This window comes from Spirosoma sp., from assembly GCF_026391055.1.
Lineage (GTDB): Bacteria > Bacteroidota > Bacteroidia > Cytophagales > Spirosomataceae > Spirosoma.
The window spans coordinates 80,785-107,613 of record NZ_JAPLET010000020.1 but is presented as its reverse complement, the minus strand read 5'-3'; the positions used below and the strand labels follow the sequence as shown (position 1 = coordinate 107,613).

22 protein-coding genes are annotated in these 26,829 nt (G+C 47.8%); 13 read left to right on the top strand and 9 right to left on the bottom strand.

Annotated elements, in window-relative coordinates; translation table 11 throughout:
- Positions 1-17: 17 nt before the first annotated feature.
- The gene (locus NT073_RS13320) at positions 18-3,389 is read right to left on the bottom strand and encodes a carboxypeptidase regulatory-like domain-containing protein (RefSeq protein WP_297374098.1); all 3,372 of its coding nucleotides are present in this window, start codon (positions 3,387-3,389) and stop codon (positions 18-20) included.
- Positions 3,390-3,716: 327 nt separating this feature from the next.
- Between NT073_RS13320 and selD the strand changes: the two genes are divergently transcribed.
- From selD to NT073_RS13285, 7 genes are all read left to right on the top strand, one after another.
- Positions 3,717-4,796 (top strand): selenide, water dikinase SelD, encoded by a 1,080-nt coding sequence (gene selD / locus NT073_RS13315; RefSeq protein ID WP_297374095.1) that lies wholly within the window; start codon positions 3,717-3,719, stop codon positions 4,794-4,796.
- Positions 4,797-4,799: 3 nt separating this feature from the next.
- Positions 4,800-5,573, top strand: a complete 774-nt coding sequence (locus tag NT073_RS13310; protein ID WP_297374092.1) for an alpha/beta fold hydrolase — start codon at positions 4,800-4,802, stop codon at positions 5,571-5,573.
- Between the two features lie 80 nt (positions 5,574-5,653).
- Positions 5,654-6,355, top strand: coding sequence for an SAM-dependent methyltransferase (locus NT073_RS13305; RefSeq protein ID WP_297374090.1), 702 nt, complete (start codon positions 5,654-5,656; stop codon positions 6,353-6,355).
- Between the two features lie 72 nt (positions 6,356-6,427).
- The gene (locus NT073_RS13300) at positions 6,428-7,069 is read left to right on the top strand and encodes an MBL fold metallo-hydrolase (protein WP_297374776.1); all 642 of its coding nucleotides are present in this window, start codon (positions 6,428-6,430) and stop codon (positions 7,067-7,069) included.
- 80 nt (positions 7,070-7,149) lie between these two features.
- On the top strand, positions 7,150-7,848 hold the full coding sequence (gene pssA, locus NT073_RS13295) for a CDP-diacylglycerol--serine O-phosphatidyltransferase (protein WP_297374087.1): 699 nt from the start codon (positions 7,150-7,152) through the stop codon (positions 7,846-7,848).
- A 53-nt stretch (positions 7,849-7,901) separates the two neighbouring features.
- A complete protein-coding gene (purS, locus tag NT073_RS13290) occupies positions 7,902-8,153 on the top strand; it encodes a phosphoribosylformylglycinamidine synthase subunit PurS (RefSeq protein WP_297374084.1) in 252 nt (83 codons plus the stop codon).
- A gap of 103 nt (positions 8,154-8,256) precedes the next feature.
- Complete coding sequence (locus NT073_RS13285; protein WP_297374081.1) at positions 8,257-9,264, top strand: beta-ketoacyl-ACP synthase III; 1,008 nt, start codon at positions 8,257-8,259, stop codon at positions 9,262-9,264.
- A 94-nt stretch (positions 9,265-9,358) separates the two neighbouring features.
- Here NT073_RS13285 and NT073_RS13280 read toward each other — a convergent pair whose 3' ends face one another.
- Positions 9,359-9,730, bottom strand: a complete 372-nt coding sequence (locus tag NT073_RS13280) for a CoA-binding protein (protein WP_297374078.1) — start codon at positions 9,728-9,730, stop codon at positions 9,359-9,361.
- Positions 9,731-10,107: 377 nt separating this feature from the next.
- On the opposite strand from NT073_RS13280, the gene NT073_RS13275 reads away from it, so the two are divergent.
- Entirely contained in the window at positions 10,108-10,701 is a 594-nt protein-coding gene (locus NT073_RS13275) for an NUMOD4 domain-containing protein (protein WP_297374076.1), read from the top strand.
- 48 nt (positions 10,702-10,749) lie between these two features.
- Here the strand turns inward: NT073_RS13275 and NT073_RS13270 are convergent, their stop codons facing one another.
- Positions 10,750-14,598 (bottom strand): HAMP domain-containing sensor histidine kinase, encoded by a 3,849-nt coding sequence (locus tag NT073_RS13270; RefSeq protein ID WP_297374073.1) that lies wholly within the window; start codon positions 14,596-14,598, stop codon positions 10,750-10,752.
- Positions 14,599-14,710: 112 nt separating this feature from the next.
- On the bottom strand, positions 14,711-14,989 hold the full coding sequence (locus NT073_RS13265) for an iron-sulfur cluster assembly accessory protein (RefSeq protein ID WP_297374071.1): 279 nt from the start codon (positions 14,987-14,989) through the stop codon (positions 14,711-14,713).
- A 107-nt stretch (positions 14,990-15,096) separates the two neighbouring features.
- Here NT073_RS13265 and NT073_RS13260 point away from each other — a divergent pair, with 107 nt between their 5' ends.
- Positions 15,097-15,621 carry a hypothetical protein gene (locus tag NT073_RS13260; protein ID WP_297374068.1) on the top strand — a complete coding sequence of 175 codons (525 nt, stop codon included), beginning with the start codon at positions 15,097-15,099 and terminating at the stop codon, positions 15,619-15,621.
- A 71-nt stretch (positions 15,622-15,692) separates the two neighbouring features.
- Here the strand turns inward: NT073_RS13260 and NT073_RS13255 are convergent, their stop codons facing one another.
- The 3 genes from NT073_RS13255 to NT073_RS13245 all read right to left on the bottom strand — a co-directional run bounded on the left by NT073_RS13255 (position 15,693) and on the right by NT073_RS13245 (position 17,714).
- Positions 15,693-16,535: a hydroxymethylglutaryl-CoA lyase gene (locus NT073_RS13255; protein WP_297374065.1), complete on the bottom strand. Its 843-nt coding sequence runs from the start codon at positions 16,533-16,535 to the stop codon at positions 15,693-15,695.
- Complete coding sequence (locus tag NT073_RS13250; protein WP_297374062.1) at positions 16,532-16,882, bottom strand: transmembrane 220 family protein; 351 nt, start codon at positions 16,880-16,882, stop codon at positions 16,532-16,534. Before NT073_RS13250 ends, NT073_RS13255 begins: the two co-directional genes overlap by 4 nt.
- Positions 16,883-16,994: 112 nt before the next feature.
- Positions 16,995-17,714, bottom strand: coding sequence for a tetratricopeptide repeat protein (locus NT073_RS13245; RefSeq protein ID WP_297374059.1), 720 nt, complete (start codon positions 17,712-17,714; stop codon positions 16,995-16,997).
- A 267-nt stretch (positions 17,715-17,981) separates the two neighbouring features.
- Here NT073_RS13245 and galK point away from each other — a divergent pair, with 267 nt between their 5' ends.
- The 4 genes from galK to NT073_RS13225 all read left to right on the top strand — a co-directional run bounded on the left by galK (position 17,982) and on the right by NT073_RS13225 (position 21,959).
- Positions 17,982-19,151 (top strand): galactokinase, encoded by a 1,170-nt coding sequence (gene galK, locus NT073_RS13240; protein WP_297374056.1) that lies wholly within the window; start codon positions 17,982-17,984, stop codon positions 19,149-19,151.
- Between the two features lie 89 nt (positions 19,152-19,240).
- Complete coding sequence (gene fsa, locus NT073_RS13235; protein WP_012927566.1) at positions 19,241-19,906, top strand: fructose-6-phosphate aldolase; 666 nt, start codon at positions 19,241-19,243, stop codon at positions 19,904-19,906.
- Positions 19,907-19,976: 70 nt separating this feature from the next.
- Positions 19,977-20,657 carry an ATP-binding cassette domain-containing protein gene (locus NT073_RS13230; RefSeq protein ID WP_297374050.1) on the top strand — a complete coding sequence of 227 codons (681 nt, stop codon included), beginning with the start codon at positions 19,977-19,979 and terminating at the stop codon, positions 20,655-20,657.
- 132 nt (positions 20,658-20,789) lie between these two features.
- Positions 20,790-21,959, top strand: a complete 1,170-nt coding sequence (locus tag NT073_RS13225) for a glycosyl hydrolase (protein WP_297374047.1) — start codon at positions 20,790-20,792, stop codon at positions 21,957-21,959.
- Positions 21,960-22,007: 48 nt separating this feature from the next.
- Here NT073_RS13225 and NT073_RS13220 read toward each other — a convergent pair whose 3' ends face one another.
- Both NT073_RS13220 and NT073_RS13215 read right to left on the bottom strand, forming a co-directional pair.
- Complete coding sequence (locus NT073_RS13220) at positions 22,008-23,330, bottom strand: vanadium-dependent haloperoxidase (protein ID WP_297374044.1); 1,323 nt, start codon at positions 23,328-23,330, stop codon at positions 22,008-22,010.
- On the bottom strand, positions 23,327-26,716 hold the full coding sequence (locus tag NT073_RS13215; protein ID WP_297374041.1) for a VCBS repeat-containing protein: 3,390 nt from the start codon (positions 26,714-26,716) through the stop codon (positions 23,327-23,329). The genes NT073_RS13220 and NT073_RS13215 overlap by 4 nt, the downstream gene beginning before the upstream one ends.
- Positions 26,717-26,829 lie beyond the last annotated feature (113 nt).

Genomic DNA, 26,829 nt, shown 5'->3' with positions numbered 1-26,829 from the left:
TTTACTCAATAGTTTACTTAGAATGAGTAACGAACGCCAAGCTGTGCCTGCCAAACGTTATCAATCGTAATGCTCTTTACAAATGAATCCTGTAACAAAACCGTCTGACCGTTTACGTTCTGTGTACCAAGACGATACGAAGGAACACCAGCAGCGTTAGGCGTGCCAGAAACCAGAGATAATGGCTGTGTAGACGTGTTTGCATACCCTACACCCCATTTGTTGTTGAGCAGGTTACCAACGTTCAGGATATCGGCCCGGAACTGGAGTGTATGGCGTGTGCCTTTAGCTCCCGTTGCGATGTAAAACTCTTGAATAGCGGTGAAATCAAACCGAGTTAACCAGGGAGAATAGCCACCGTTACGCTCAGCATACTGCCCACGACGAGTTTTCAGGTATTCATTATTGTTGATATAAGCGTCAAAAGCCGCTTGCTGTTGCTCCGGAGAGTACGTTTGTGCTGTAGCACCAGAACCTACTGTTAACGGTGAAAATGTCAATTCTGAGGCAGTCTTCGGTACATAGATCAGATCATTTGCTGTCTGGCCATCGCCGTTCAGATCACCACCCACAACGTACGACACTTTGTAACCGCTGGTCGACTGCGTACCTAAGGTGAAGGTTGTCGATCCACCAAATTTACCGCCGTAGTTCAGCCGATAGTTTACGTAACCAATGATCCGGTGACGCAGGTCGTTATCAGCAAATGAAACGCCCAGATAGTTTTGACCCTGTACGGTCGGAATGTTTGCCTGTACTGTGCTACCAACCGATTGTAAATCTCTGGCCAGACCATAGGTGTAGGCGAGCATACCCCCAAACCCATTCGATGTTGGCTTCTCAAGTTTAGCGGTGAAGGTATACGCATCACCTTGAGTCGAGTTTTTCAGAACGAAGGCGTTCGTAACAGCCGTGTTATAGAAACGGGCAATGTTAACAGTATTGTTAGCACCCGATCCTGAGCTGGCTACACCCGATGCAGGGAAACGACCTCGGGTATCAGTACCGCTAAGCGTACGATCCGGAGCTTTCAGGTTAGCATCGATATAGCGCAGCCCCTGAAGCGTTTTGTTATAAATTACTTCAAGCGTTCCTACTAAGCCCCATGGTAGCCGTTGGTCGATGGCCAGGTTGGTTTTCCAAACGAGTGGGTACTTCAGGTTTGGGTCCGTAGCATTGATCACGTAAGGCGGCAGCTTTGAAATATCCGTTGTACCAGGAACAAACCGGCTCGGATCAGTTGTAAACGGATAAGCATTTGTGCTCGTAACGTTGATAACAGCTGTATTTACACCATTGTTACCCAACTGATTAGACACAAGCACTTCTGGGATACGGGATACAAAGAAACCACTACCACCCCGAATCTGCGTCATTTTGTCATTTTTCACATCCCAGTTGAAGCCAACGCGGGGAGAAATCAGCAAACGCGCTTTGGGAAAAGCACCGGTATTAATGCCGTAGTTAGCACCATTTTCATCCCGGAAATTAAGGGCACCCACCACAGGATTGTAGAAATCCTTAGCGGTCGAGTTATCGTAGGCAAAGATATCAGCGCGAATACCGGCCGTCAGTTTGAAATTTGGTCGTACCTGGAATTCATCCTGAACGTACGCACTATAAGTACTCCGGTTCAATGTCTGCAACGGTTCTGCTCCACCTGGCAGCAACGAATAACGGAGGTTATAACGCGCCACTGTGACTGGCGACGTTGTCGCGTTCGGATTATCCAGGAAAGCTTGTGCCGCCGTCTTGAAGTCAGCAATTGAGTTATATACATAAACGCCGTTCGAAGCCGGGAAAAATACGTTGTTCGAGGTAAACTTTTCGTAAGATAACCCAAGTGTCAGCGTATGGTTACCCGCAAAGTAGCTGAAGTTATCTGTGATATTCAGCGTCGAATAGTTCAACTTGTTGTTTGGCGTGAAGGGATCAAAGCCAACCGTTGTGTAGGTCGTATTGTCCTTCAGAATATCAACCGTTGGGAAGACACCCGTCTTGTAAGTCCGGTCCTCAATCTGCTTGTTGTAGGTAGCAACCAGTTTGTTGGCAAACTTACCATTAAACGTTGAGTTCAATTCAGCGGCAATAGACCGAGTGTTGTCAGCAATAATGTAACCTGTGTTTTCTGCAGAAAGTGCCAATGCCGAGTTAGTACGGTTACCATTACCGGCGGTGTTACTGCTGTTGCTATTACTGATAATCTGGCCCGACTCCGAATCGTGGTGCGAATAACGTACAGACAGTTTATGATTGTCGTTAATGTTATAGTCCAGACGAATCAGCCCTTTTGTACTTTTCACTTCATTGTTGAAGTTATCAAAAGCACCCAGCGAGTAGTTAAACTTCGACTGCATGAACTGATTGAGGTCTGTCAGATCAGCTTCCGTTACACGAGATTTGTTACCAGCTGTGTTAGGTCCGCGGTCAACTACGAAATCTAAAGCTGGCTGGCTGCTTTTGAACTGCTCTACGTTAGCGAAGAAGAATAGTTTGTTTTTGATGATCGGTCCACCAATTCGGAAACCGGTTGTTTTCTGATCAATCGTAACCGGTGGCAGATCTTTACCGTCGGCTTTTTTACCAGCTAAACTGTTATTTCTGAACAGATAATAAACCGAGCCAGAAAAATCGTTGGTACCGGAACGCGTTACAGCGTTGATGCTGGCACCCGAGAAACCAGTCTGACGAACGTCAAAAGGAGCAACGTTCAACTGAACTTCATCAAGTGCGTCCAGCGAAACGGCAGTCGTACCCGTCCGGCCACCAGCCGAAGCACTGTTGCCCAAGCCGAAACCGTTATTGAACACAGCACCGTCAATCGTAATATTGTTAAAACGGGCATCCTGACCACCAAACGACTGTCCATTACCATATGCATTGTATTTGGTAATATCAGCAATGGTACGGCCCAGTGTTGGAATTGTATTGATCGTTCCGCGGCCGTACGAGGTTGCGGCACCAGTCCGGTTGGAACTGATAATACCGTTTTGATTACCCGAAACAACGATTTCTGATAACTGCGTGCTGTTATCAGCCATTTTAAAACTTACATCCGAAGACGTACCCAGGTTAGTGAAAACACCTTCGGTTACCTGATCTTTAAACCCTACAAATGTGGCTGTTATTCTGAAAGGACCACCTACCCGCACACCTGGCAGTGTATAACGACCCGAAGTGTTTGTCGTTGTACCATAACGGCTACCCGATGGTTCGTGCACAGCTACAACCGTAGCACCCGGTAAGGCCGCGCCTTTATCGTCTGTTACCAGTCCATTAATAACAGACGTCGTTACTTGTGCTATGGCTGCGTTCCCACTGAGAACAACCATCAGAATACTGCCGATTAGCACGAGCGCCAGTCGAAATTGCAGTAAATTTTTAGACATAGAAGTGTTTGATTTGGTTGATTGTCTTGGGACACAAGTCAAGTTCGGTGAAGCCCCAATTTGGAGACAAATATGCTTTATTTTTTTGAGCTGCGAGATGGGGGTTCTTAAAAAAGTACCAGATTATCAATACCTGTATATAAAATTCTAAAAATAACCCAATTTAAGACTGGATACGTTCTATTGCATGTGATTACCAAATTGTTAAGCCCATTTTGCTCGGCATCGAGTATGCTGAAGAAAGAAGAACCATTCTACTTGTTGATATGTACATAAAGAATGGTTATGTACAATACTCAACTGTTTCCGTCTTAGCTTTGTCACGTTATGATACCAACCGAAACAACTGCCTTTAAACTCACCCAATACAGCCACGGAGCGGGTTGTGGATGCAAAATATCACCCAAAATTCTGGACCGGATTCTGCACGGTCAGACTAGCGGCCCTAAAGGCCTGGCAGCCGAACCGAACAACGTTCCGGTTTTTGCCAATTTACTCGTTGGTAACGACTCCAGAGATGATGCTGCCGTGATGGACGTGGGGAATGGGGAGGCTATTATCAGCACCACCGATTTCTTTATGCCTATCGTTGACGATGCGTTTGACTTTGGGCGCATCGCATCGGCCAATGCTATTAGTGATGTGTATGCTATGGGGGGTGAACCCATCATGGCCATCGCTATCTTAGGCTGGCCGCTGGACAAACTTCCCCCCGAGGTAGCCGCACAAGTGCTGGAAGGCTCACGGGCGGTTTGCCGCGAAGCGGGTATTCCACTGGCAGGCGGCCATAGTATCGACTCGCCCGAGCCTATTTTTGGTCTGGCCGTTACAGGGCGGGTTCGGCTCGATCACCTTAAACAGAACAATACGGCCACATTGGGTTGCAAACTGTACCTGACAAAGCCCCTCGGCGTTGGCGTTCTGACAACAGCCCAGAAAAAAGGAATTCTTAAACCCGAACACGCCGATATAGCGCCCGCTCAAATGGCAAAGCTCAACAGCTTCGGAGCAGTTCTGGGTAAGCTCCCTTATGTGAAAGCGCTCACCGACGTAACGGGCTTCGGCTTGCTGGGCCACCTGACCGAAATGGCAGAAGGCTCGGGCTTAAGTGCCGTCGTAACCTTTGCTGATGTACCCAAACTCGCCCTTTTACCGGAATACCTGGCACAAAAAAGTTTTCCGGGTGGTACTGTCCGTAACTGGGATAGTTATGGGCATAAAATAAGTGACGTTACGGAACTGGAGAAATATACCCTGGCCGACCCGCAAACGTCGGGCGGCTTGCTGATTGCGGTTGAGCCGGAAAGCACCATTGAGTTTGAACGGGTAGCCCGCGAAAATGGATTCGACCTTCAGAGCTTCGGTGAACTGGTGGAACAACGCGAGAAAGTGGTTTACGTACATTAAAATATGAAATTATTCTTCCGGCAAACGGGCGAAACAGGCCCGGCCATTGTCATCTTACACGGCCTTTTCGGCTCCTCCGATAACTGGCTTACCACCAGCAAAACCATTGCCGCCCAGGGATACCGCGTGTTTCTCGTCGACCAGCGGAACCACGGGCAGTCGCCCCGTGCCGATGACCAGGATTATCAGCATATGGCCGATGATTTACACGAATTCCTGACTGACCAGAAACTGGACCAGCCCATTCTGGTCGGGCATTCGATGGGTGGCAAAACCGTTATGCAGTACGCTATGTCGTATCCCGGTACATTTGCCAGACTTGTGGTTGTCGATATTGCACCCAAGTTTTACCCGATACACCATGCCGAGATCATCCGGGGCCTGAAAGCAATTAATCTACTGGGTATCAAAGGCCGCAACGAGGCCGATGCCGTCCTACAGGCTTACGAACCTATATTACCCGTTCGGCAGTTTCTGCTCAAAAACCTGTACCGGAATGAAGAAGGTGTATTCGACTGGCGAATCAATATTCCGGTCATTGAACGGGAGTTGCACGGCATTGGCGAAGAGCTAACAAATCCAAGCATTGTAACCACCCCAACGTTGTTTATCCGGGGCAGCGAGTCGCCGTACATCATCGACGACGATATCCCGGCCATTAAACGTATTTTCCCGAATGCACAGATCGAGACAATTCAGGGGGCCGGGCATTGGGTGCAAGCCGAAAAGCCCGTCGAGTTTGTAGACGCACTGATGAACTTTATACATAAGAATTAACCACAGGGCCACAAAACGCACGCAGATAAAGTAGTCTGATCCTTGCAATGCGCTTTGTGGCCTGTGGTTAACATCACTTTATGCCAACATTATATCTTATTCCTACTCTCCTCGCCGACGACACGGCTGAGCAGGTACTTCCGCCACATATTCGGGACGTTATCGAAAAAACCGATGCTTATTTCGTCGAGAATGTTCGCTCCGCACGGCGGTTTATTACTGGATTGAAAACTAATCGAGTTATTGACGAAACAACTTTTTTTGAACTTAATAAAGACACACCACCCGCCGACACGCGCCGACAGATTCAGGAAATGATGGAGCGTAAACGCAATGTTGGCGTCCTGTCCGAAGCCGGTTGTCCCGGTGTGGCAGATCCGGGTTCTGTTGTTGTTGGCATGGCCCACACGTTGGGCTGGCGGGTTGAACCACTGGTTGGCCCATCGTCTATCTTGCTGGCCTTGATGGCGTCGGGAATGAACGGTCAGTCGTTTGTCTTTCATGGGTATCTGCCCATTGAGCGGCAGGATCGGGCCCGTGCGTTACGGTTTCTTGAAAAAGAAGCGCAGACTCGCCAACAAACGCAGATTTTCATGGAAACACCCTACCGCAACGATGCGATGTTTACCGAGATATTAGCCAATTGTCAGGGTAATACGCGCGTCTGTGTAGCCTGTAATTTAACCGGTCCCGATGCCTTTGTCCGTACCCTGACGATCCGGGAATGGAAAACACAGGTGCCCGACTTACGTAAAAAACCAACGGTGTTTTTACTTTTGTAACGTAACGCGGGTGGAAACCCGCGCTGTATGCATATATACGATGAGCCTCAACGGGTTTCCACCCGCGTTACCATGATTCAAACCTTTGAGTTTTCTCCCTTGCACGAAAACACGTACGTCATTGCCGACGACGCGACTGGTGAAGCGGTTATTATTGATCCAGGGTGTTATGAACAGGCGGAGAAAGAAGCACTCGGACACTTCATCACGAGTAATAACCTAACCGTCAAATACTTACTACTCACTCACTCGCACCTCGACCATGTGTTTGGCGTAGCGTACGTAAAGCGAAAATTTGGGGTTAAGGCATACCTGCATGAATCGGATATGGTGATCTATAACGATGTACCAACCCGCTGCGCGCTCTACGGTCTGCGAGGATATGAGCCGTCAACGATTGATGCGTTTCTCAAAGAAGGCGACCAGTTTCGATTTGGGAACACTGTGCTGGATGTCATTTTTGTTCCCGGACACGCGCCCGGCCATGTAGCTTTTGTGAACCATGCCGACCGATATATTATGGGGGGGGATGTTTTGTTTAATGGAAGCGTAGGTCGTACAGACTTTCCTTACTGCAATCATGCCGACCTGATCAACAGCATTCGAAACAAGTTCTTCACCCTGCCTGACGATTACACCGTATACGCCGGACATATGGAATCAACCACTATAGGCAAGGAAAAACGGAGCAACCCTTTTGTTAAAATGGCCTGAGAGGGTTTTTCGACCCTGCTTTTTTAGTAATACCGATTGGTCCTGGTGACCTGACGGGCTGACAGCTCGTTATTACATACATGAACGTACTCAAACACCTTCCCAACGCCATGACCTGCGGCAATTTGCTCTGCGGTTGTATCGGCATGGTTATGGCACTCCGTGGTCATCTGGATACAGCGGCCTGGTTAATTGGTCTGGCCGCCATTCTTGATTTCGGAGATGGCTTCGTGGCCCGCATGGTACACGTTTCTGGACCATTTGGCAAAGAACTTGATTCACTGGCCGACGTGGTAACGTTTGGCGCCTTGCCCGCCATGATTGTCTTTCAGCTATGCTGGTTTCAGAACCTGGGCGCTATTTCGTACGGAGCCTTTTTAATTGCTGTTTTATCGGCCCTTCGCCTGGCCAATTTTAACATTGACACACGCCAATCGGAGTCATTCATTGGTTTGCCTGTTCCGGCTAATGCGATGCTTATTGGCGCGTTTCCGCTTATGGAACGCTATCAGCCCCAGTTCGATGCGATCTGGAAAAACGATATTGCGCTGGGTATGATGATTGCCTTTTCGTTCATGCTGGTGTCCGATCTGCCCCTGTTTGCGTTAAAATTCAAAACCTTTGGCTGGGCTGAAAACCGGATAAAATTCAGTTTTCTGATTGCATCCGTATTGCTCTTGCTATTTTTGCAGTTCGCAGCCATTCCATTGATTATTCTGCTGTATATTCTTGTTTCACTTTTTACCAATGAGCGAAAGAACGAGAGAGCGAAAGAGTGAATCATGTCACTCATCGAGCGCTCTTGCCTTCTTTCACTCTTTCACTCTGTATAATGAAATACATCGCTGAAATTAACATCATGACCCGTTCGGAAATTTTAGATCCGCAGGGCAAAGCCGTTAAACTGGGTCTTCATAACCTTCACATGGACACCATTGATAATGTCCGGATTGGCAAACACATTCGCCTTGAGGTTGATGCCGACACCGAAGAACAGGCCCGCGCAACGGTCGATGCAGCCTGCCGTCAATTACTGGCCAACATGATTATGGAAGAATACTCATTTGAACTACATGCGGCTTAAGGTACCATTGACTTTTTTGTACCACAAATAGTACCCGCACACGGCATAAGATAAGCACCACAAGAATAAGTGCTATTTTTGCGGACTATTTTAGCAGCAACAGATGAATACAGTTCACTCGACAATTAAGGGCTTAGGCTTTTATGTGCCAGACAATATCGTCACAAACGATGATCTGACTCAATATATGGATACGTCCGATGCCTGGATTCAGGAACGGACCGGTATCAAGCAACGTCGGTATTTCACCTACGGCAAAGACACCAACGCCAGCATGGCTACGGCCGCTTCCCGTATGGCGCTGGATCGGGCCGGTCTGGAGGCATCGGCGGTTGATTTGATCGTTTACGCAACCATCACCCCCGATTATTATTTTCCCGGCTCTGCTTTTTTGATGCAGCGCGAACTGGGCTTGGATGGCATAGGCGTTATTGATATTCGAAACCAATGTTCTGGTTTTGTTTATGCCCTTTCCATTGCCGATCAGTTCATTAAAACCGGCATGTACAAAACGATTTTAGTGGTTGGCTCCGAGATACAATCATCACTGCTCAACAAAAGCAATGAAGGCCGTGGGGTAGCTGTCATTTTTGGGGATGGCGCAGGGGCGGCTGTGCTACAAGCCACCACCGACCCAGAGCACCAGGTTCTCTCCACGCATCTCCACGCCGATGGTCGTTATGCCGAAGAGTTGTATATCCGTGATCCCGGTAGCAGCCGGGATGGGCAATGGCTGACCAATGCGACTATTGCCGAAGGTAATTACAATGTTACCATGAACGGTAATACGGTCTTTAAGCACGCGGTTGTTCGATTCATGGAAGTTATCAACGAGAGTTTGGCGGCTAATGGGTTTCAGCCCGAAGACCTTAGCCTGCTGGTGCCACACCAGGCCAACATCCGTATTTCCGGCTACGTACAGCAGCAAATGAATTTACCCGACGAAAAGGTATTCAATAATATTCAGCAGTACGGGAACACCACTGCCGCTTCCATTCCCATTGCGCTTACAGAAGCGTTTGAGCAGGGGCGAATCAAACCCGGCGATCTGGTTTGCCTGGCCGCTTTTGGAAGCGGATTCACCTGGGCATCAGCTTTAATTAAGTGGTAAACTGGTGGAGTAGTGCAATAAGTAAAGGAGTCAAGAGGAGGTTGGTTACTACTGCACTTACTCGACCAACTACTTACTGCACTATTCCACCACCTCAATATGTCCCTACTGATAACATAACCAGCGTACAGGCCTCAATTGGCTCTATGCCTTCGGCTTTTAGCTGTCGTTCAAATTCCGGATTTTCTGCACCAGGATTAAAAATAACCCGTCGGGGCTTGAGACGTTTAATGTACTCATACAAAGGTGGCTGATTTTGAGGCCCAACGTACATTGTCACGGTATCGATGTCTTCCAGAGCAGGTTGGCCTACCTGAATCGGGCGCCCTTCTATTTGCCCCTCTTTTAAGCCAACCAGCGCTATATCGAACCCATGTCGAAGCAGCCGATAGGCGGCCAGATTGGCGTAACGGCCTGCTTTTTCAGTAGCGCCTACAATCAGGGTTTTCTTCAAGCTTGTATCCATATCTTCAAGTCAGCATGATCAGCGTATAGTATGCCTGACTATTTTTCTTAACAAAGAAGTGGCTTTGCCTGTTTCAGCCTTTGCCAGTCTATGCTAAAACAGGTGTACGTTCGTTACTGAATTGCCTGTAATCTATTCGCATTTTCCCTTATTTTTTGTACAAAAAGCAGGGGAATTCGAGAAATAGGTAACCATTTTAGTTTATTCTGGTTTAAATTTCAATAACATCCTATTTACCTGTATGAATCAGACACAGTAGCACATTGTTACCTGATAATCAAACAGTTGATTAGTATAACCTTAAACTTGTCTGCCGTATCTTTAGACAGGCAGCAATATGTTTGAGACATTAATTACGCTTAAAATTTGCTTCATTCATGAATGCCAGGGAGAGCCAGAGTTTTTGGAATGAGAAGTGGGTACCGATTGTGTTTGAGGGCGTTGAGAATCCACCTCATTATGAAGTCTCCAATTATGGACGGTTGCGTAGCTTTCAGTCAGCTTCAGCAACAAGAGCAGGCATACAGGCCAGCCAGCCCACCGGGAAATTTATTAAAGGTTCGGTAATTCAAGGATACCGGTCACTGAATATTCGCTCGGCCGGAAAAACGCTCAACCGTTATGTTCACAAATTAGTAGCCGAACATTTCGTTAAGCAGGATAAGGCCGATCAGGTATTTGTCATCCACCTGGATCACGATAAGCTGAACAACTACCACTTAAACCTGCGCTGGGTGACGAAGGATGAAATGATTGAGCACAATCGAAACAATCCTAACCTTAAGAACAGGCAGTTGCCCCGCCAAACGCGCAATTACAAGCTTACAGAAAGCAAAGTCCGAATTATTAAGAAGCTGTTGCTGAACGATAAAAATCGCCTGAAAATGATTGCCAAGCAGTTTGGCATTACACACACGCAACTCAATCGTATTCGGTCGGGCGAGAATTGGAAACACGTTACGCTCGACTAAACAGATAATCATTCCGATTAACAACCTCCGGTAGACTAGTCCGCTGATCTAAAAATTTACAGACTCTCCTACCAGAGGCCCCGGAACCCCTGCTAATGGCAGTGATATAAAAAACGATGTGCCTGTATCCTCAGTTGTTTCGAACCATATAGTACCTCCGGCGTGTTCAACACCACGCTTGGCAATAGCCAGACCCAGGCCTGAACCGTCCCGTTTCGTACTGAAATTCGGCAGAAACACCTTGCTTCGGATCGACTCTGGTATGCCGGCCCCATTGTCGTGAATTTCGATCTGAACGTTGTCGGCATTGACAAACAATTTGAGGCCAATTATAGGTCTACGATCCACCGGAACCGATTGAATGGCATTGATGAGTAAATTGGTTAGAATACGACCAATCATCTGCCGGTCACCAACTGCCATAACGGGCCCGTTCGTAATTTCCCGCTGAAGCGAAATCCGCTTGTCATCAGCGTATAAGTCAGCCGTTTTGTTGAATACATTTGTTACCTCAAACACCTCTTTTTTGGGCAGGGGCATCTTGGCAAATTCAGAGAACGAGGTAGCAATATCACTCAAATTATCAATCTGGTCCAGAAGTGAGTCAAACGCCCGAAGCATAATTCGGCGGGCAGGATCGTTTGCATTCCCCGACTCATTCCCCCCCGGCAGTGTCCGTTGCAAATGTTGCAGCGTCAGCTTCATTGGTGTGAGTGGGTTCTTGATTTCATGGGCTACCTGTTTGGCCATTTCCCGCCATGCCGATTGTTTTTCATTCTGTGCCAGCGCCTGCTTACTTTCTTCCAGCTTGACCAGCATCCGGTTATATTCCCGAATTAATAAACCGATCTCATCATCCGATTGCCAAGGTAAGGGGTCGTTGGGCAGTTCAAGATTTGTTTTCCTGATTTTCTGGGTCAGCAACCGGAGTGGCTTTGTCAATACGTGCGATGCGAAATAAGACAGGACAAGAAAAAACAGGAAAAGGCCGGTAAAAATGCTTAATGCAGATGCGACAACTTCAATAATTTGATGGTCGAGTTCGGGACGGGCATAAAAATAGGGAATACTTAATACTCCAAGCAGTCGCCCGTCGTATGATTTGATACCGGCATAAGCCGTCCGGTATTGTGTGTCACCCAACGATTCGTTCAGCAAACGCTCGTTTTCCTTGTCTTCGATAATATGCTTGTAAGCCTCCGGATTGATGTATTTAGATAGGTAACCACTTTCGTAAATGATCGGGCGGGTGGAGGTGTACAAATGGCCACGTGTATCGAAAAGGGTGATATTAATGTCAGCGTCGCGGGCAATTTTCCCTAACTCCTCCTCCATCGATGCTTTGCTCCGTTTTTTTGCATTGACATGCTCATCCAGATAGGTCAGGAAATTGGCCGCTATATTGCGCGTATTACTGATGTAGGCACTTTCCTGGTTGGCGATGTAGTTAGAATTAATCACCTTCACAATAATGACAATCACAAACAGCAGCGGCAGAAAAAAGGCCACATTCAGCAGGATCTGAATTCGGGTCGAGTAATTAATGCTGAATTGGGAAAAACCATAATTAACAGCATAGCCCAGAATAACAATAATAACTGTAAGTACCAGCAGCAGATACAGGAAGGAAAAATTGGAGAATATATTCCGGAATGGATACTCTGCCGACGACACGACCACGATTCGGCCATCCTGGCTTCGCTGGGCAACATGCAGATAACCATTGCTCAACACACCGTTCACAAATAATGCCATATTGTCCAGCAGAGACAAATCCAGTTTCCGGTCATAATTATAACTGCCTGTACTAAACAGGCGTTTGTGCCGTTGTGTCTGCCCCTGCGAATAACTTCCGGACACAGGGCCACTAAAAAAAGCATAACTATAATCCTGCGTATCTGCGCTTTGAATAAACCTACTATCAATCAACAGTTCAGGGTAAACACTTTTCGGGCGCTCGTTGCGCAGACGCAGATCCAACATGACATACCCCAGGGTATCATGAGCAAAGCCTGCTCTATTTTCGCCAGAAGCCGATTGCAGTTCCGGTAGCCGTATGGCAATAAAGCACACGTACTGCTTCACGAACTGATTACTGACTTCATTAATAAAGTAAATGCCAGGGTGTTCTGTCTGATAAGACTCCTTCTGATAGCGTTTCGTAAACGTCTCTAGCGAAGCGGCATTTGGGCTGATGTCGAGCGGATGACCATTGGCCCGGAAAGAGAATACTTCAATATCATACTTGTCAAAGTATTTGTCAAGGTGCTGGCTTTTAACCCGCTGCTGAATTCGTTCACGCACGAGCACAGTGTCGATTTGCAATGCCCGGCCAATATCGGCATCGCGCTGAATAGACTCCTGGGCTTTCGTCATCAGGAACTCCCCGAATTCATCATTTTCGGCCAAAAGCTGAGCAGCAAACTCCTGCTCATGTATCAGCTGCTTTTTTATCTCCTGATTATAAACCACATAGGCTGTCATTACGGCGCAAACAAAGGCCGCCATAAACAGGTAGATGGATGTTTTATACCGAAATGTATAGAGTGTCTTGGTAAACTGACTGACGTAAACAAGCAGGAAATAAGCCCCATTGAGTAGAGTGATGCTCTCAAGCGGTAAGCCGAAGGCAAACCACAGACCGCAAGTAATAAGTGTACCAACTAAAATCAGCAGAACACCCATTCCTATTCGTTTTACCCCATTGTAGCGTAAAAACAGACTTGCCAGCAGATGAGTCGTTAAAAAGTAGATAAACGATACGGTGATGAAAACAATCAGGCAAACAATTTTAAGAAACGAGAAGTGAATGTTGAGGGTAATGTCGAGGGTAAACTGCGATTTTTCGTATATGTTATTGAGTTCCACACAGCATACCGTAAAGACCCCGTAGCTCGCAATAACACACACTATTGACACAAGCATTCTGGAGCCAGCTGGCAGTTGTATCAAATACGCATAGCTATGAGAACGGTAGTAATTCCGGACCCAGTAAAATACAAGTGTGGCAATAACAAGTGCATTCAACAGCAAATCGCCCAGCGAAGGGACCATCACGGAAGATGCGTAAAATTTAGGGTTGAAGAGGTCTGTTTCAAAAAATAGAAAGGGTACGCCAAAATAAAGCATGACCGCCCTAAGTAGTACTAAATAAGCGGCAAGGCAGATGAACCCTAACTCATACCTGCGTTTGCGCCTTAGCCGTATCATTAGCTGAATAACGTATAGGCCAAAAAAAATCACCGCCAGCGTGGCTAGTATAACGGTATTGACAGGAGTAGAATGATTACGATACGCATCGACTTTAGGCGGAACGACTGAGAACAAAAAATCGGAAGCGTTACTATAAATCGTTTGATACGTACTCAACCGCTTGTCCGAAATAGACGCCGGATCGAGCGAAAAAATATCAGGATTATAACTCGACTGTAAATAGGCGTTGTTGCTGTGGTAATACCGGTAGATCGTAATCAGGGAGTAAACGTCAAGTTCGTCAGCCCCGTCAGCAACGCGCTGGTGGCTAACGATATAGCGCTCTTTTCCGAAGTCTACGAGTGTCGGTTTCGTGACTGGTGCAAGCCGGGCATAATCCGGCACAAAGCGGTGATCGGCCCAGTAAATAAGCTGCTTGTTCCGAAAGACAAAGTATGGATACTTGGTTGGTTGGCAAAGGGCGGCAAAGGTGGGATTATGCTTTCGCTTCAGCAACGTGGTTATGCTGTCGAGTTCACTGGCGCTAACCTGCAATTCCTCCTTTACACGTTGCTGAACAGAACTCAAATACTGCTCGTCAGTAGCTCCGGGCGCGTTTTGCTCCAGCAGCAGGAAGAACACAATAGATAACGTGACAGCCAGTATGGCTAACAGCAAAAAAATATGTTCTTCTATGCGCTTCACAAAATGGCGAAATTGTCTTTAGAAGAAACAATCCTAAAATCATGCCAGAATTAAAACAACGGTCGTTTGTATGGTATTATCTGGTGCATTGTTCGGTATGCAAATTAGTAGTTTAGCTCTTTTCGACGGTGAAGCCGCCTGGCTCGTAACCAATTTGTACCCCCAGCACGTAGAGCAAATGTTTGCGGTCGATAATGACCTGTACACCTTCTACGTTATAGACTTCGTCGGAAGGGCCGGGAATATCAAAGCCAAGCAGCCAGGATGAGCCGCAGCCTCCGCCCCGAACGCCAACGCGTAAGCCGTATTCACCCGGAATTTTATTGGCACGTAGTGTGTCCTGAATTTGCTGACGCGCTTCCGGCTTAACAGTAACAGGATTATCGAGCATGTTTGTGAACGAGTAAACGAACCTCTTCAACCGGCTGGCTGGTTGACAAGGAATGAATGATTGACTACTGTAAAATTACCTTTTTCCGCTAAACACGTTTGCCTTTTATGGACCTATTGAGTGATTTCTTAAAGTTGATAGTACCCGCCGGACTGGTGTTATACGGCATGTATTTGACCGTCAAACTATTACTGGAACGCGAAGCCAGTCGCTACCAGTTTGAGGTTAAAAATAAGTACACTGAAACGGTGGTACCCATACGCTTGCAAGCCTACGAACGAATGGTTCTGTTTCTGGAGCGTATCAGCCCCAACAATTTATTACTGCGTTTGGGGGGGAGTTCGACCACAGTGCTGGAACTTCAGCAACGGCTTTTGCAGGAAATCAGAGATGAGTACAATCATAACCTGTCGCAGCAGGTGTATATGAGCCAGATCACCTGGGACCAGATTCAGGCGGCCATGAACGACGTGACGATATTGATCAACCAGGCATCCGGCGACACTCGTCCCGATGCGCCCGCCCTCGAACTCTCCAAGCGGATCTTCGAGCGAATTATTCAACAAGACAGGCAACCGACCTACGAAGCCCTGAAATCCGTAAAAGAAGAGATTCAGGTGATGTTTATGTAGCCTTGTAGTAAGGACGTGGGGCCTAGTAACTTAAGAAGTTTAACCCTATGTTTCACGTCCTTACCTAAAGCCTAAAATACACCCGCCGATAAAGTCAAAGCTTTCTGAAATGCTTCCTGATTGATTGTCAGGCTAAGGCCTTCCTGAGTCAGCGTCTGAATAATCTCTTCCGTTGGCAGATTGCCAGTAAGCTGGTCGGTGGCCATTGGACAGCCGCCAAATCCCCGCAGTGCTCCGTCTATGCGCCGGACACCTGCCCGTAGCGCTGCTCTGACTTTAGCAGGCGCATCGCCCGGCCGAGCGTGCAGATGTGCCCCAAACTCAACGTCAGGAAACTGACCGATCAGGCGTTTGAACAAAACTTCAATTGCCTCGGGCGTCGATGAGCCTACGGTGTCGGAGGGAGCCACAATCCGAACGCCTAGCTCCACCAGCTGCCTGGTAAACTCACTCACCAGATCCGGGCTGTAAGGATCGCCGTAGGGGTTTCCGAAGCCCATCGACAGGTAAACAACCAGTTCTTTCCCTGCCTTTTCACAGAGAGACTGCATCGCGGCTATATCCGTTAATGCCTCAGCTATCGACTTTTTGGTATTGCGCTGCTGAAACGTTTCGGAAACAGACAGTGGAAAACCAACGTAGTGAATAAGACCGGAAGCAAGCGCCTGCTCGGCCCCGCGAACGTTTGCCACAATAGCCAGCAATTTCGTTTTTGTCTCAGCTACAGTCAAGCCAGCTAACACCTCGGCGGTGTCGCGCATCTGCGGAATGGCTTTGGGCGAAACGAAACTCCCGAAGTCAAGTGTGTCGAAACCAACCGCCAATAAAGTATTTAAATACTTTATTTTGAGGTCTGTCGGCACAAAATGTCCAAGGCCCTGCATAGCATCGCGGGGACATTCTATGAGTTTCATGCGTGTATGGGCCGACGCGTGAGCACCGCAAGAACGGCCATAACCGCTGCACAAATAGCCAACCCACCGGCCTCGCGGGCCATTTCAATGTTCAAACTGCGCATCCCGACTTCGCTGAACAGGAATCCTTCAAAAACGGGAGGCCATTGATACACGGCAGCTACGATATACAGGATGGCCATCGCCACGAAAAACCACCATTTCCCTACTCCGAAATAAGCCATGAAGCAAGCTACGGCCGCAAAGCCATAAATTGGAATCCAGACCTCGGGATCGGGGTCGTTGTATTGAAAAACGGCGAACAGGACAAATAGCAGGCCAAAAATGACAGCAAAGGTCTTTTTCATTGATTTGTAGTTAGGCGAATAATCCGGTAGAATAAGATCACGGGCAGATGGACTTACTGAATCCGAACGATCCAATTTCTAAATGTTAACTTGTCGGGGTGAGACCTGCAGGCTATTTGCAGTATTCTGCCACTGCATTGGCCGCATCAGCATACCCCAGATTTTGCGCTTGTTTCAGACTAAGGCAGGCACTCTCACGCTCATTATTGATAACCTGAGCAATGCCAAGGCCGTAAAACGCTTTCCCGAATTTAGGATCAGCCTGAACGGCCTGCTGGAAATCGGCAATGGCACCAACCAGATCTTTCTCCTGAAAGCGCAGATTACCCCGATTATAGAGCGCCAGCGAGTTTTCGGAGTTAAGTTCAATGGCTTTCGTAAAATCGGTGAGGGCAGGTTGAATCTGGCCTTGGGAGGCAAACAATTGGCCCCGGTTCAGGTAAAGCTCAGCGCCGATACTTCGACTGGTATCCGGTACAAGCCGAATGGCATCCGAATAGTCTTTCAGAGCCCCAGTCTGATCGTTCTGTGCAACTTTCAACAGACCCCGATTGTAATAGGGTCGATAAAAATCGGGCTTCAGTTTAATAGCCTGATCGTAATCGAGCGTGGCATTGGCGTACTCTTTTAGCTCAAAATAAGCCACGCCCCGCGAGTTAAAAGCTTCCACATTTTTATCGTCGGCCTCAATAGCCTGGTTCAAAACCTGCACGGCCTCCCGAAATTTGCCCTCTTTTAAATAATTTCGACCCTGTTCGACGAATTTATCCGACGAACTACAAGCACTGATACTGAATACAATACCGATTATTACTGCTACTGAATGCTTCATACTTTCTTAATTTACCAGCAAAGGTACGGGTGAAATTTGGTCGTTTGACGAACAATTAGTTAACTTTGCATCGGCAAATCGGTGCTACCAGCTCCTGCTGAATCCCCCAGGTCTTGACCGAAGCAAGGGTAGGTGGTCGTAGCGGTGAGACATTGGTTTGCCATTTTTTGTTTCCGTCCCTTAAGGTTTTATTCTGACATGGCGGTTACCCTGTTCAGCGGGTTATGCGTTTAGCTGTAGTAAACCGCTAAATTTCCAACGCCCAACATGGACCTACTTACCCAGCTCACCAGCTCATACCAGCAAGCCTTCCCGGCTGAGACTGCCGACCTACAGACCCCATTGTTGATTTGCTCCCCCGGTCGTGTCAACCTAATTGGTGAACATACAGATTACAATGAGGGATTTGTGCTGCCAGCTGCTATCGACAAAGCAATTTACCTAGCCGTTGGTCCCCGTGCAGATGATGAACTTCATTTTATAGCCCACGACCTCAACAAAACATTTCAGGGCTCTTTAACTGATTTGACACCTACGCATACCTGGGCTGATTATTTGCTCGGCGTTGTTGCGCAGTTTCGGCAGGCGGGCCATCAATTTAGTGGTTTCAACTGCGTATTTGGCGGCACCATTCCAATGGGATCAGGGCTATCGTCGTCGGCAGCGCTCGAAAACGGAGTCGGTTTTGCGCTGAATGAGCTTTTTCATCTGGGCATCGATCGGATCACGCTGGTAAAACGTTCACAACGTGCCGAAAATGAGTTTGTAGGAGCCAAAGTGGGCATTATGGACATGTTTGCCAGCATGATGGGCAAAGCCGATCATGTTATAAAACTCGATTGCCGCTCACTCGACTATACCTATGCTCCCTTGCAGATGAACGGCATCAGCATTGTTCTCTGCGACTCCAAGGTAAAGCACTCCCTGGTAACCTCAGAATACAATACCCGCCGGGCTGAATGCGAAGCAGGGGTGCGATTTCTGCAAACTTTCTACCCCGAAATCAGGAGTTTACGGGATGTAACTATGCCTATGCTGGACCAGCATCTGCGCGATACAGAGCCACTAATTTATCGTCGGTGTGCTTACGTTGTTCAGGAAAACCAGCGACTGCTCGATGGTGTAGCGGCTCTGGAAGCGGACGATATCGACACCTTTGGCCAACTCATGTACGGCTCGCACGAGGGATTAAGTCACTGGTACGAAGTGAGTTGCCCCGAGCTGGATATTCTGGTTGACATTGCCCGTCAGCAGCCGGGTGTACTGGGTGCTCGAATGATGGGTGGTGGTTTTGGCGGCTGCACAATCAATCTCGTGCGCGAAGAAGTTCTTGAGGATTTTACCAAATTGATTACCGAACAATATAAAGCCCGAACGGGGAAAGATACGTACCTTCACGTCTGCAAAATCCAGGACGGGACGAATGTAATCAGTTAATCAGGTAGTTGGGCAGCTAAATTCTCTTTTACTACCAGCACCTTCCGCTGATTAACAACTCGACTGTTTAACTGTATAACTGTTTAACCATGAAATTTTTCATTGACACAGCCAATCTGGCTGACATTCGCGAAGCCCAGGATATGGGGATTCTTGACGGTGTTACAACTAACCCTTCATTGATGGCGAAAGAAGGCATTACGGGCAAAGACAACGTAATGCGTCATTACAAACAAATCTGCGAAATCGTACAAAGCGACGTTAGCGCCGAAGTTATCTCGGTCAAATACGACGAGATGATCAAAGAAGGCGAAGAACTGGCTGATATCGACGAGAATATCGTCGTGAAAGTGCCCATGAGTGGCGATAGCATCAAAGCGATCAAGTATTTCTCTGAAAAAGGAATTCGCACCAACTGCACGCTTATCTTCTCGGCTGGTCAGGCTTTGCTGGCTGCGAAAGCAGGTGCTACCTATGTGTCGCCGTTTGTTGGCCGGTTAGATGATATCTCGACCGACGGTATGGCCCTCATCGAGCAGATCGTTACCATTTTCACCAATTACGGTTATTCGACAGAAGTCCTGGCGGCTTCGGTTCGTCACCCAATGCACGTAATCCAGTGCGCGGAGATTGGTGCTGATATCATGACGGCTCCATTGAGCGTTATGAAACAGTTGCTTAACCACCCACTCACCGACAGTGGTCTGGCTAAATTCCTGGCTGACCACGAGAAAGCGAATCTGCCAGTAAAATAAAACTTTTGAATTACGAGGTACGGTTTGCGGGGTTAACTCCGCAAACCGTACCTCGTATCTCGTAAATCCTATGTTTTCGACGGAACCCGTTCTGACGCTCACTCATGCCGACATCTACCAGGGAAAGAAGTTGGTACTGGGCGACGTATCCTTTCAGATTAACAAAGGCGATTTTGCCTATCTTATCGGCCGAACGGGCAGCGGAAAATCTTCCCTTCTGAAAACATTATACGCTGACCTCTGGCTGCAAAACGGAAAGGGGTTAGTAGCGGGTTATCCACTGGATGCCCTAAAACCCCGCGATGTACCGCAGCTCAGGCGTAAAATAGGCATCGTCTTTCAGGATTTTCAACTGTTCTTTGACCGCTCAGTCGAAGACAACCTGAAGTTTGTTTTGAAAGCAACGGGCTGGAAAAATAAAACCGACATGAACAACCGCATTGCCGAAGTACTCATGCAGGTTGGTTTAGGCACTGCCCAGAAAAAGATGCCGCATCAGCTTTCCGGTGGTGAACAACAACGGGTGGTGGTGGCCCGAGCTATGCTAAACGAACCACAAATACTGATTGCCGATGAGCCCACGGGCAATCTGGACCCTTCCGTGGCCGACCAGATCATGAAGGTTTTTCAAACTATTAACAATGCGGGTACCGCTGTTCTCATGGCGACTCACAATTACGACTTACTACATAAATATCCGGCCCGTGTGCTTCGTTGCCAGGACGGACAAGTGGTTGAGTTGAAAGCATAACCCCTCCCCTATTTCTCTTTCCTGTAATCTGCACTTTTTCGCTGTTTCCGCAATCAGTTGATTGTCGACTATTACCAGTGAACAAACATCACCTTTCAGGTACAGCCCTGATAGCTTATGCGGGATAGATATATGAGCACACTCATGATAAAAAAATCGTATCCAACAGCTTGGGCAGGCTTTCTTATTAGTCTATTATGGTCTGGGGCGCTTCTTGCCGACAACGGCAAAAACAAGCCTATCGATTCTAAAGCTACCAAAGAAACAAAAGCATTATACCAAAACCTTCGTAAACTAGCCCAAAATCACATTCTATTTGGCCATCAGCACGCCACCGAATATGGGCATGGGTGGGCGGGTGAAGACAATCGGTCCGATGTTAAATCTGTCAGCGGGTCACATCCGGCCATAATCGGGGTCGACTTTAGTGGTTTGTCGGGCAGGCCATCTGCGGCCATTGACAAAGTAAAAGAGGCACTTCGAAAGCAGATTGTTGATACCTATGACCGGGGTGGCGTAACTACGGTAGCCTGGCACTTCTCAAACCCAGCTTCTAAAGGAGGCTTTTACTGGATCGATTCTGTTTCCGCTCCTGCCGTTTCGTTGTTGATTCCCGGCGGCTCTCACCACGAACAATACAAAGAAATACTCCGTACGATCGGCGATTTGGCAAAGTCAGTGCAAGGAAAAGACGGAACGTTAGCCCCAATGATTTTTCGCCCCTATCATGAATTTGACGGGGGATGGTTCTGGTGGGGAAAACCCCACTGTAAACGGGAAGACTTTATTTCTCTTTGGCAGTTCACCGTTTCCTATCTGCGTGACAGCCTCCAGGTACACAACTTCATTTATGCGTTCTCGCCCGATTGCCTGTTCAAAACCGAAGCCGAGTACCTCGAACGGTATCCGGGGGATAAATGGGTCGACATGCTCGGCATGGACAATTACGCCGATTTTGGGCGTAATGGGCGTTACAATGTGGCCGCTGGTATTCAGAAACTCAAGATCGTGTCTGACTATGCCCAAAAAGCTGGCAAACTGGCCGCATTTACAGAGACAGGGCTGGAATCTATACCCGACACAACCTGGTGGACAAACAGGTTGTTGAAAGCCCTGAAAGCGGAGAAAATGCGGCTTTCCTATGTGCTCGTCTGGCGAAACGACAGGCAAAGCCCCACGCATTTTTATGCCCCTTATCCTGGTCAGGCCAGTGTGCCGGATTTCCTTAACTTTTACCGGGACCCATACACCCTGTTCGAGACCGACCTACCGAATATGTATAAACGCAAGCTATTTTTCTAAGGCTGGTTAGCTAGCATCTCAGACAACTGGGAGTTGTTTAAGATACTATCAGAGTATGGGTTTAATACCCGCTTTTTTTAATCGCTCAATAACAAACTCGCCGATAGCCCTGCCTTGGGCCTGCCCGTTTTCAATAGCATCACGATAATGTATACCGCCATACAACCGGGAAATAGCAGCCTCCGAAGCTGCTTGGCGGAATGAGGTAAACCGGCGCTCAGGAAGTTCAAAAATCACCTCAGTGTTATCTGTAAAGCTAAAATTATCACCCATCAGGTAGGTTAGCAATTCGGCCACGGCGGTTGAGATAACACTATGGCCGCTGGTGTATTCCGGAAAAGGAGGAGTTTGCAGGAGTGGTTGCCAACGCACGTTGATATAGCGATTAATGACCGTTTCAGGACGAATTCGACTGCTACGGTATTTCTCGTCCCAGCAACTGATAAAGGCGTCCATCAGCGTCATGGCAACCAGCGATTGCACCATTAGAGCGTTGTCGAACGGTAGCCCGGCTTTGGTGGTTGCCAGGCTTGTTATATTCATCCAATGCCCGCCGGGGCTAATTTTCTTAAACCCAATCGACATATGGCCCGATGTGTTGACGGCAAACGGATTGCAGTCCCAATACGACGCGATAAACCGTTGTTCGTCGGTCAGCTTATTTCCTATCTGATATACTTCCTGTGCCAGTTTATGAAAGTCGCTGGTTGTGTCTTTACTAAAAGCAACTGGAGGTTTTGGTTTGAACTGGTTACAGGAGTCCATCATCATAGGGCGAATAATGCGCCAGTGCGGCTCAATAGCCTCAATATAAGCTGGTGGTGTTGGATACCAGAAGCCATCGGCTTTGCTCGGTCGATAACGGGTGCGGGCGCTTAGATTTCGGTAATTGTCGGCAGCAGCATAGGCCAGTACTTTTTTCGCCATCTCCTGTGCAACACTCACTGATTGCTGAATAACTGACTCCGGGTATTTTTCAGTCCGAAGCTGATCAAGAAGTTTCTTTTCTTCCTCCTCCAGCATGTAGCCCGAGGGCAGAATCAACCGCCCGGTTTCGAGAATGCAGTACAAAGCCGCTATCTGGTAGTTCTCGGCTTTAGCGACATCCAGATTCACCTCGCCAAGACTGCGGACAAAAGCGGTTGGCGACACCACCGTTTTCTGATGCCGGGCCACGATTTCGTGGGCACCCAGCAGGCAGTAGGTATAAAACCGGCTGGCAGCGGGCGGATTGACCACATCATGGATCATCACCATAGTTACTGCAAAAACCGTTGGTTGAAGATGCCGACCAAGCTCTTTTGGACTAGCTTCCGCCTTTAGCGAAAAGCTCAACCCCAGCCACACGCACATGAAAAGAACCCGGTTCATTGCTTTTGTTTTTTATACGCCTGTAAAGGCTCATTGAAGGCTCCAATCAGTAGGTACTTGGTTCGATGAATGTCGATATCTATAACAGACTTAACATCGCCGATCACGGATAAACCCGAAGCGGGCTGGTTCACATACGTAAAGCCTCCTTTCCCATTTCCTTTCAGAAAACAGCCATAGTTAGCATCCATACTTCCTAGTTTTAACCGGTTATCCGACTTATTACCCAGTAGTAATACGTCCAGTTGCCCATCCTGGTCAAAATCATCGCACACGATATTTGTAATCGGGGCAAACTGTGCTTCTACAGGCAGAATCTGTTTTTCAAATTGTCCTTTTTTTGACAAAAAACAGGTCGAATGACATTCGGTAGCTGTCAGTTTCGGCGCGTTTGCCAACTCATCGGCAGGAAAGATCGTGCTGATCGTCGCATTGGCGTAGTCTTTGTAAAAAGCAAATTTCTTACGCATAGCATAGATCTGATCGTTCAGTTCATCCCGGCTCACAAACGGGTAGGCTGTTCCCTGAACGTAAAAACTAACGAAGGGATCGATGGACCCGTTGTTATCAAAATCAGCGTAGACCATTTCGACGGGCTCTTTTGACGAAAACTTAATCTGTGAGTTCGTACCAAGATTGCCAGCCAGGATATCGTTTTGTCCATCGCCGTTTACATCGGCAATGGTAAGCGACAACCAGAATCCCTTTTCTTCTTCCGGGAAGTATTGTTTGGTTCGATCGACGAACCCTTCTTTTGTATTCAGGTAAACTTTTATGGGCATGAACTCGCCACAAAGTACCAGATCGGCCCGTTTATCGCCATCCATATCAGCCCATTTCACATCCGTCACCATCCCTATTTTGGCAAACGGAATGGGCACTGCTTTGAACTGCCCTGCGCCCGTATTCTGAAGTAGATACGAAACCGGTGCTTCGGGATAGCGTCCGGGAACGATACGTCCGCCCACAAATAAATCGATGTCGCCATCCTGATCGTAGTCGTACGGACGAACGCAGGATTTACTGCTGGCGCTCAGGTTTGGCAGAGCTGTCTTTAACAAAATCAGGTTGCCTTTCCCGTCATTCATGTACAATTCATCCTGAAAAGAGGTTGTATTAACTTCGAAGAGTGAGTACCCTCCTTTTGCTACGTATAGATCATCAAACCCATCACCGTTGGCATCGAAAAAGGCGGCAGCAGAGATGGATGAAATCGATTCGTCGCCAATAACCAATCCGGCTTTTTGTTTGAATGTCCCGTTTGTCTGCTGCATCCAGACGCCAGCGGGTTTGCTTTGGTCGCCACTGATAAACACATCGTCCAGACCATCTTTATTAATGTCGCCCTTCGCCAGTATCGGCCCCGTATGCGAGTACATCCAGAGCATGAGCGGCTGGCGTTTGAAATCATTTTCCAGAAAGCCTTCGTGCGTATGCGCCAGCACCGGGTCTACTTTGGCAAACACAGGTGTTCCCTTTTTCTGAGCCAACTCACGACTTCCAGTTGCCGTCGTGGCCTGCTGCTGAACCACCAGTTGCTGGTTGATAGCAACACTGGTTAGCTTCTGTACGGATTGATCAGGCCAGATGATAGTCATAGAATCAATACGCGTGGCCGTTCCAACGCCGAAATGAAGCATTAGCGGTTGGCTTGATAAATACCCCCGCACCGGATTTACTTCCTGATACTGTAAATTTCCATTGGTAAACAGCGTGACTTTGGTTCCAATTGCGGTTTTGCCTTTTCCGGAAGGCACCAGTTTTAGCTGGAGAAATCCATTGGCAGATTGCTCCCTGCTCATGTTCTGGTACACGAAAGCCGGTTCGTTAATGTTATTGACGACCAGTTCCAGATCACCGTCGTTATCGAGGTCGGCGTAAACGGCCCCGTTCGAGATGGCGGGCGTCTGAAAACCCCACTCCCGCTGTTTGTTGGTGAACGTTAAGTCGCGATTGTTGCTGAAAATGTAATTGGCAATTTTGGTCGAGGGCATGGCTTTTACCAGATCCATCAGTTGCACAGGCTCCCGATCAATGGCTTTTTTGATTTTATAATCGCCCCAGTATTTCAGGAAGTCTTTATTCGTATAATCACGCAGATAGCCATTGGTAATAAATAAATCTTTATAGCCGTCATTGTCAAAATCGGCCAGCAACGGCGACCAGCTCCAATCGGTATTCGACACGCCCGCCGTCTGTGCAATCTCACTGAATGTTCCATCGCCGTTATTCAGTTGCAGCATATTCCGCATGTACTGACGTTGTAGTTTTTGCTGCTGCATCAGCTCAAACGACTCGTAATTTTCCTGAAGCTGCAACAGTTTCTGCCGTCGGTTATCTTCCGGCAGCATATCCAGCGACATGATATCGGGCTGGCCATCATTGTTATAATCCGCAATATCCACGCCCATCGAGAACTGTGCCAGATGCCGGAAGTAGGCTTGGGTTTCGTCTTTGAAAGCCGGTCCGCCCGACCGCCGGGCTGCCAGATCAAATCCTTTTTGATTTATGTAGAGGTAATCGGGCTCGTTATAATCGTTCGTTACGTAAATATCCGGCCAGCCATCTTTATTGACATCGGCAACGGCCATGCCCAGACCAAACGTCAAAGGGTATTGATGGATGCCTTCTTTCTGGGAAACATCGACAAAGTGGCCATTCCTGTTTTCGAGTAATTTGTTGCCAGCCAGCAGGTCGGTTTCACCGTGCAGCTTGGCCAGTTCCATGTTGTCGTACTTCTTAACATTGTGATGCAGCAGGAACAGATCGAGGTCGCCATCCCGATCATAGTCAAAAAAGGTAGCCTGGGTATTGTAGCCGTTATCGTCGACACCGTATTCCTTCGCCTGATCCACAAACCGGACAGCTCCCTTAGCGCCTGTTCCCTGGTTGATAAACAACTGATTCCGGCGCTTGGTCTCATCGCCTTTACCCGAATAGCAGACATAAATATCCAGCCAGCCATCGCCATTGACATCGGCCATGCTGACGCCCGTTTTCCAGCCGCCCGATCTACCGCCCAGCCCGGCCCCGGCCTCACTGGTAATATCTTTGAATGTTAATCCGCCAAGATTGAGGTATAGTTTGTTGGATTTCAGATTAGCGGTAAAGAACAAATCCATCAAGCCATCATTATTAATATCGCCAACGGCAACTCCTCCCCCGTTATAAAAATATTCGTAGGAAAGTACATTCAGGCTTTCGTTCTCGTCAATATCGTTCTTGAAGTCTATACGGGTCTGCTTGGCAGATAGAAGCTGAAAGAGCGGATTCTGCGCGTATAGACTCGAATAACACAGGCATATCAGAAGAAACGGAACGCGTATAGTACACCGTAAAAAATAAATCAGCTTTATATAAGTGCTATAAGGAAATCGGCTATTCATTATATTATTGGCATTACAAAGCGGGCTAACTGCGAGATAGCTATACTATTCAGGATTTTAGCTAGTCAATATAAGCCAAAAAAGGTAAGATAGCACGAGACCATCTTACCTTT

Bases quoted from the DNA above. Each gene is read 5' to 3' on its own strand.
- NT073_RS13320 (WP_297374098.1), bottom strand. From the start codon at position 3,389: ATGTCTAAAAATTTACTGCAATTTCGACTGGCGCTCGTGCTAATCGGC.
- selD (WP_297374095.1), top strand. From the start codon at position 3,717: ATGATACCAACCGAAACAACTGCCTTTAAACTCACCCAATACAGCCAC.
- NT073_RS13310 (WP_297374092.1), top strand. From the start codon at position 4,800: ATGAAATTATTCTTCCGGCAAACGGGCGAAACAGGCCCGGCCATTGTC.
- NT073_RS13305 (WP_297374090.1), top strand. From the start codon at position 5,654: ATGCCAACATTATATCTTATTCCTACTCTCCTCGCCGACGACACGGCT.
- NT073_RS13300 (WP_297374776.1), top strand. From the start codon at position 6,428: ATGATTCAAACCTTTGAGTTTTCTCCCTTGCACGAAAACACGTACGTC.
- pssA (WP_297374087.1), top strand. From the start codon at position 7,150: ATGAACGTACTCAAACACCTTCCCAACGCCATGACCTGCGGCAATTTG.
- purS (WP_297374084.1), top strand. From the start codon at position 7,902: ATGAAATACATCGCTGAAATTAACATCATGACCCGTTCGGAAATTTTA.
- NT073_RS13285 (WP_297374081.1), top strand. From the start codon at position 8,257: ATGAATACAGTTCACTCGACAATTAAGGGCTTAGGCTTTTATGTGCCA.
- NT073_RS13280 (WP_297374078.1), bottom strand. From the start codon at position 9,730: ATGGATACAAGCTTGAAGAAAACCCTGATTGTAGGCGCTACTGAAAAA.
- NT073_RS13275 (WP_297374076.1), top strand. From the start codon at position 10,108: ATGAATGCCAGGGAGAGCCAGAGTTTTTGGAATGAGAAGTGGGTACCG.
- NT073_RS13265 (WP_297374071.1), bottom strand. From the start codon at position 14,989: ATGCTCGATAATCCTGTTACTGTTAAGCCGGAAGCGCGTCAGCAAATT.
- NT073_RS13260 (WP_297374068.1), top strand. From the start codon at position 15,097: ATGGACCTATTGAGTGATTTCTTAAAGTTGATAGTACCCGCCGGACTG.
- NT073_RS13255 (WP_297374065.1), bottom strand. From the start codon at position 16,535: ATGAAACTCATAGAATGTCCCCGCGATGCTATGCAGGGCCTTGGACAT.
- NT073_RS13250 (WP_297374062.1), bottom strand. From the start codon at position 16,882: ATGAAAAAGACCTTTGCTGTCATTTTTGGCCTGCTATTTGTCCTGTTC.
- NT073_RS13245 (WP_297374059.1), bottom strand. From the start codon at position 17,714: ATGAAGCATTCAGTAGCAGTAATAATCGGTATTGTATTCAGTATCAGT.
- galK (WP_297374056.1), top strand. From the start codon at position 17,982: ATGGACCTACTTACCCAGCTCACCAGCTCATACCAGCAAGCCTTCCCG.
- fsa (WP_012927566.1), top strand. From the start codon at position 19,241: ATGAAATTTTTCATTGACACAGCCAATCTGGCTGACATTCGCGAAGCC.
- NT073_RS13230 (WP_297374050.1), top strand. From the start codon at position 19,977: ATGTTTTCGACGGAACCCGTTCTGACGCTCACTCATGCCGACATCTAC.
- NT073_RS13225 (WP_297374047.1), top strand. From the start codon at position 20,790: ATGAGCACACTCATGATAAAAAAATCGTATCCAACAGCTTGGGCAGGC.
- NT073_RS13220 (WP_297374044.1), bottom strand. From the start codon at position 23,330: ATGAACCGGGTTCTTTTCATGTGCGTGTGGCTGGGGTTGAGCTTTTCG.
- NT073_RS13215 (WP_297374041.1), bottom strand. From the start codon at position 26,716: ATGAATAGCCGATTTCCTTATAGCACTTATATAAAGCTGATTTATTTT.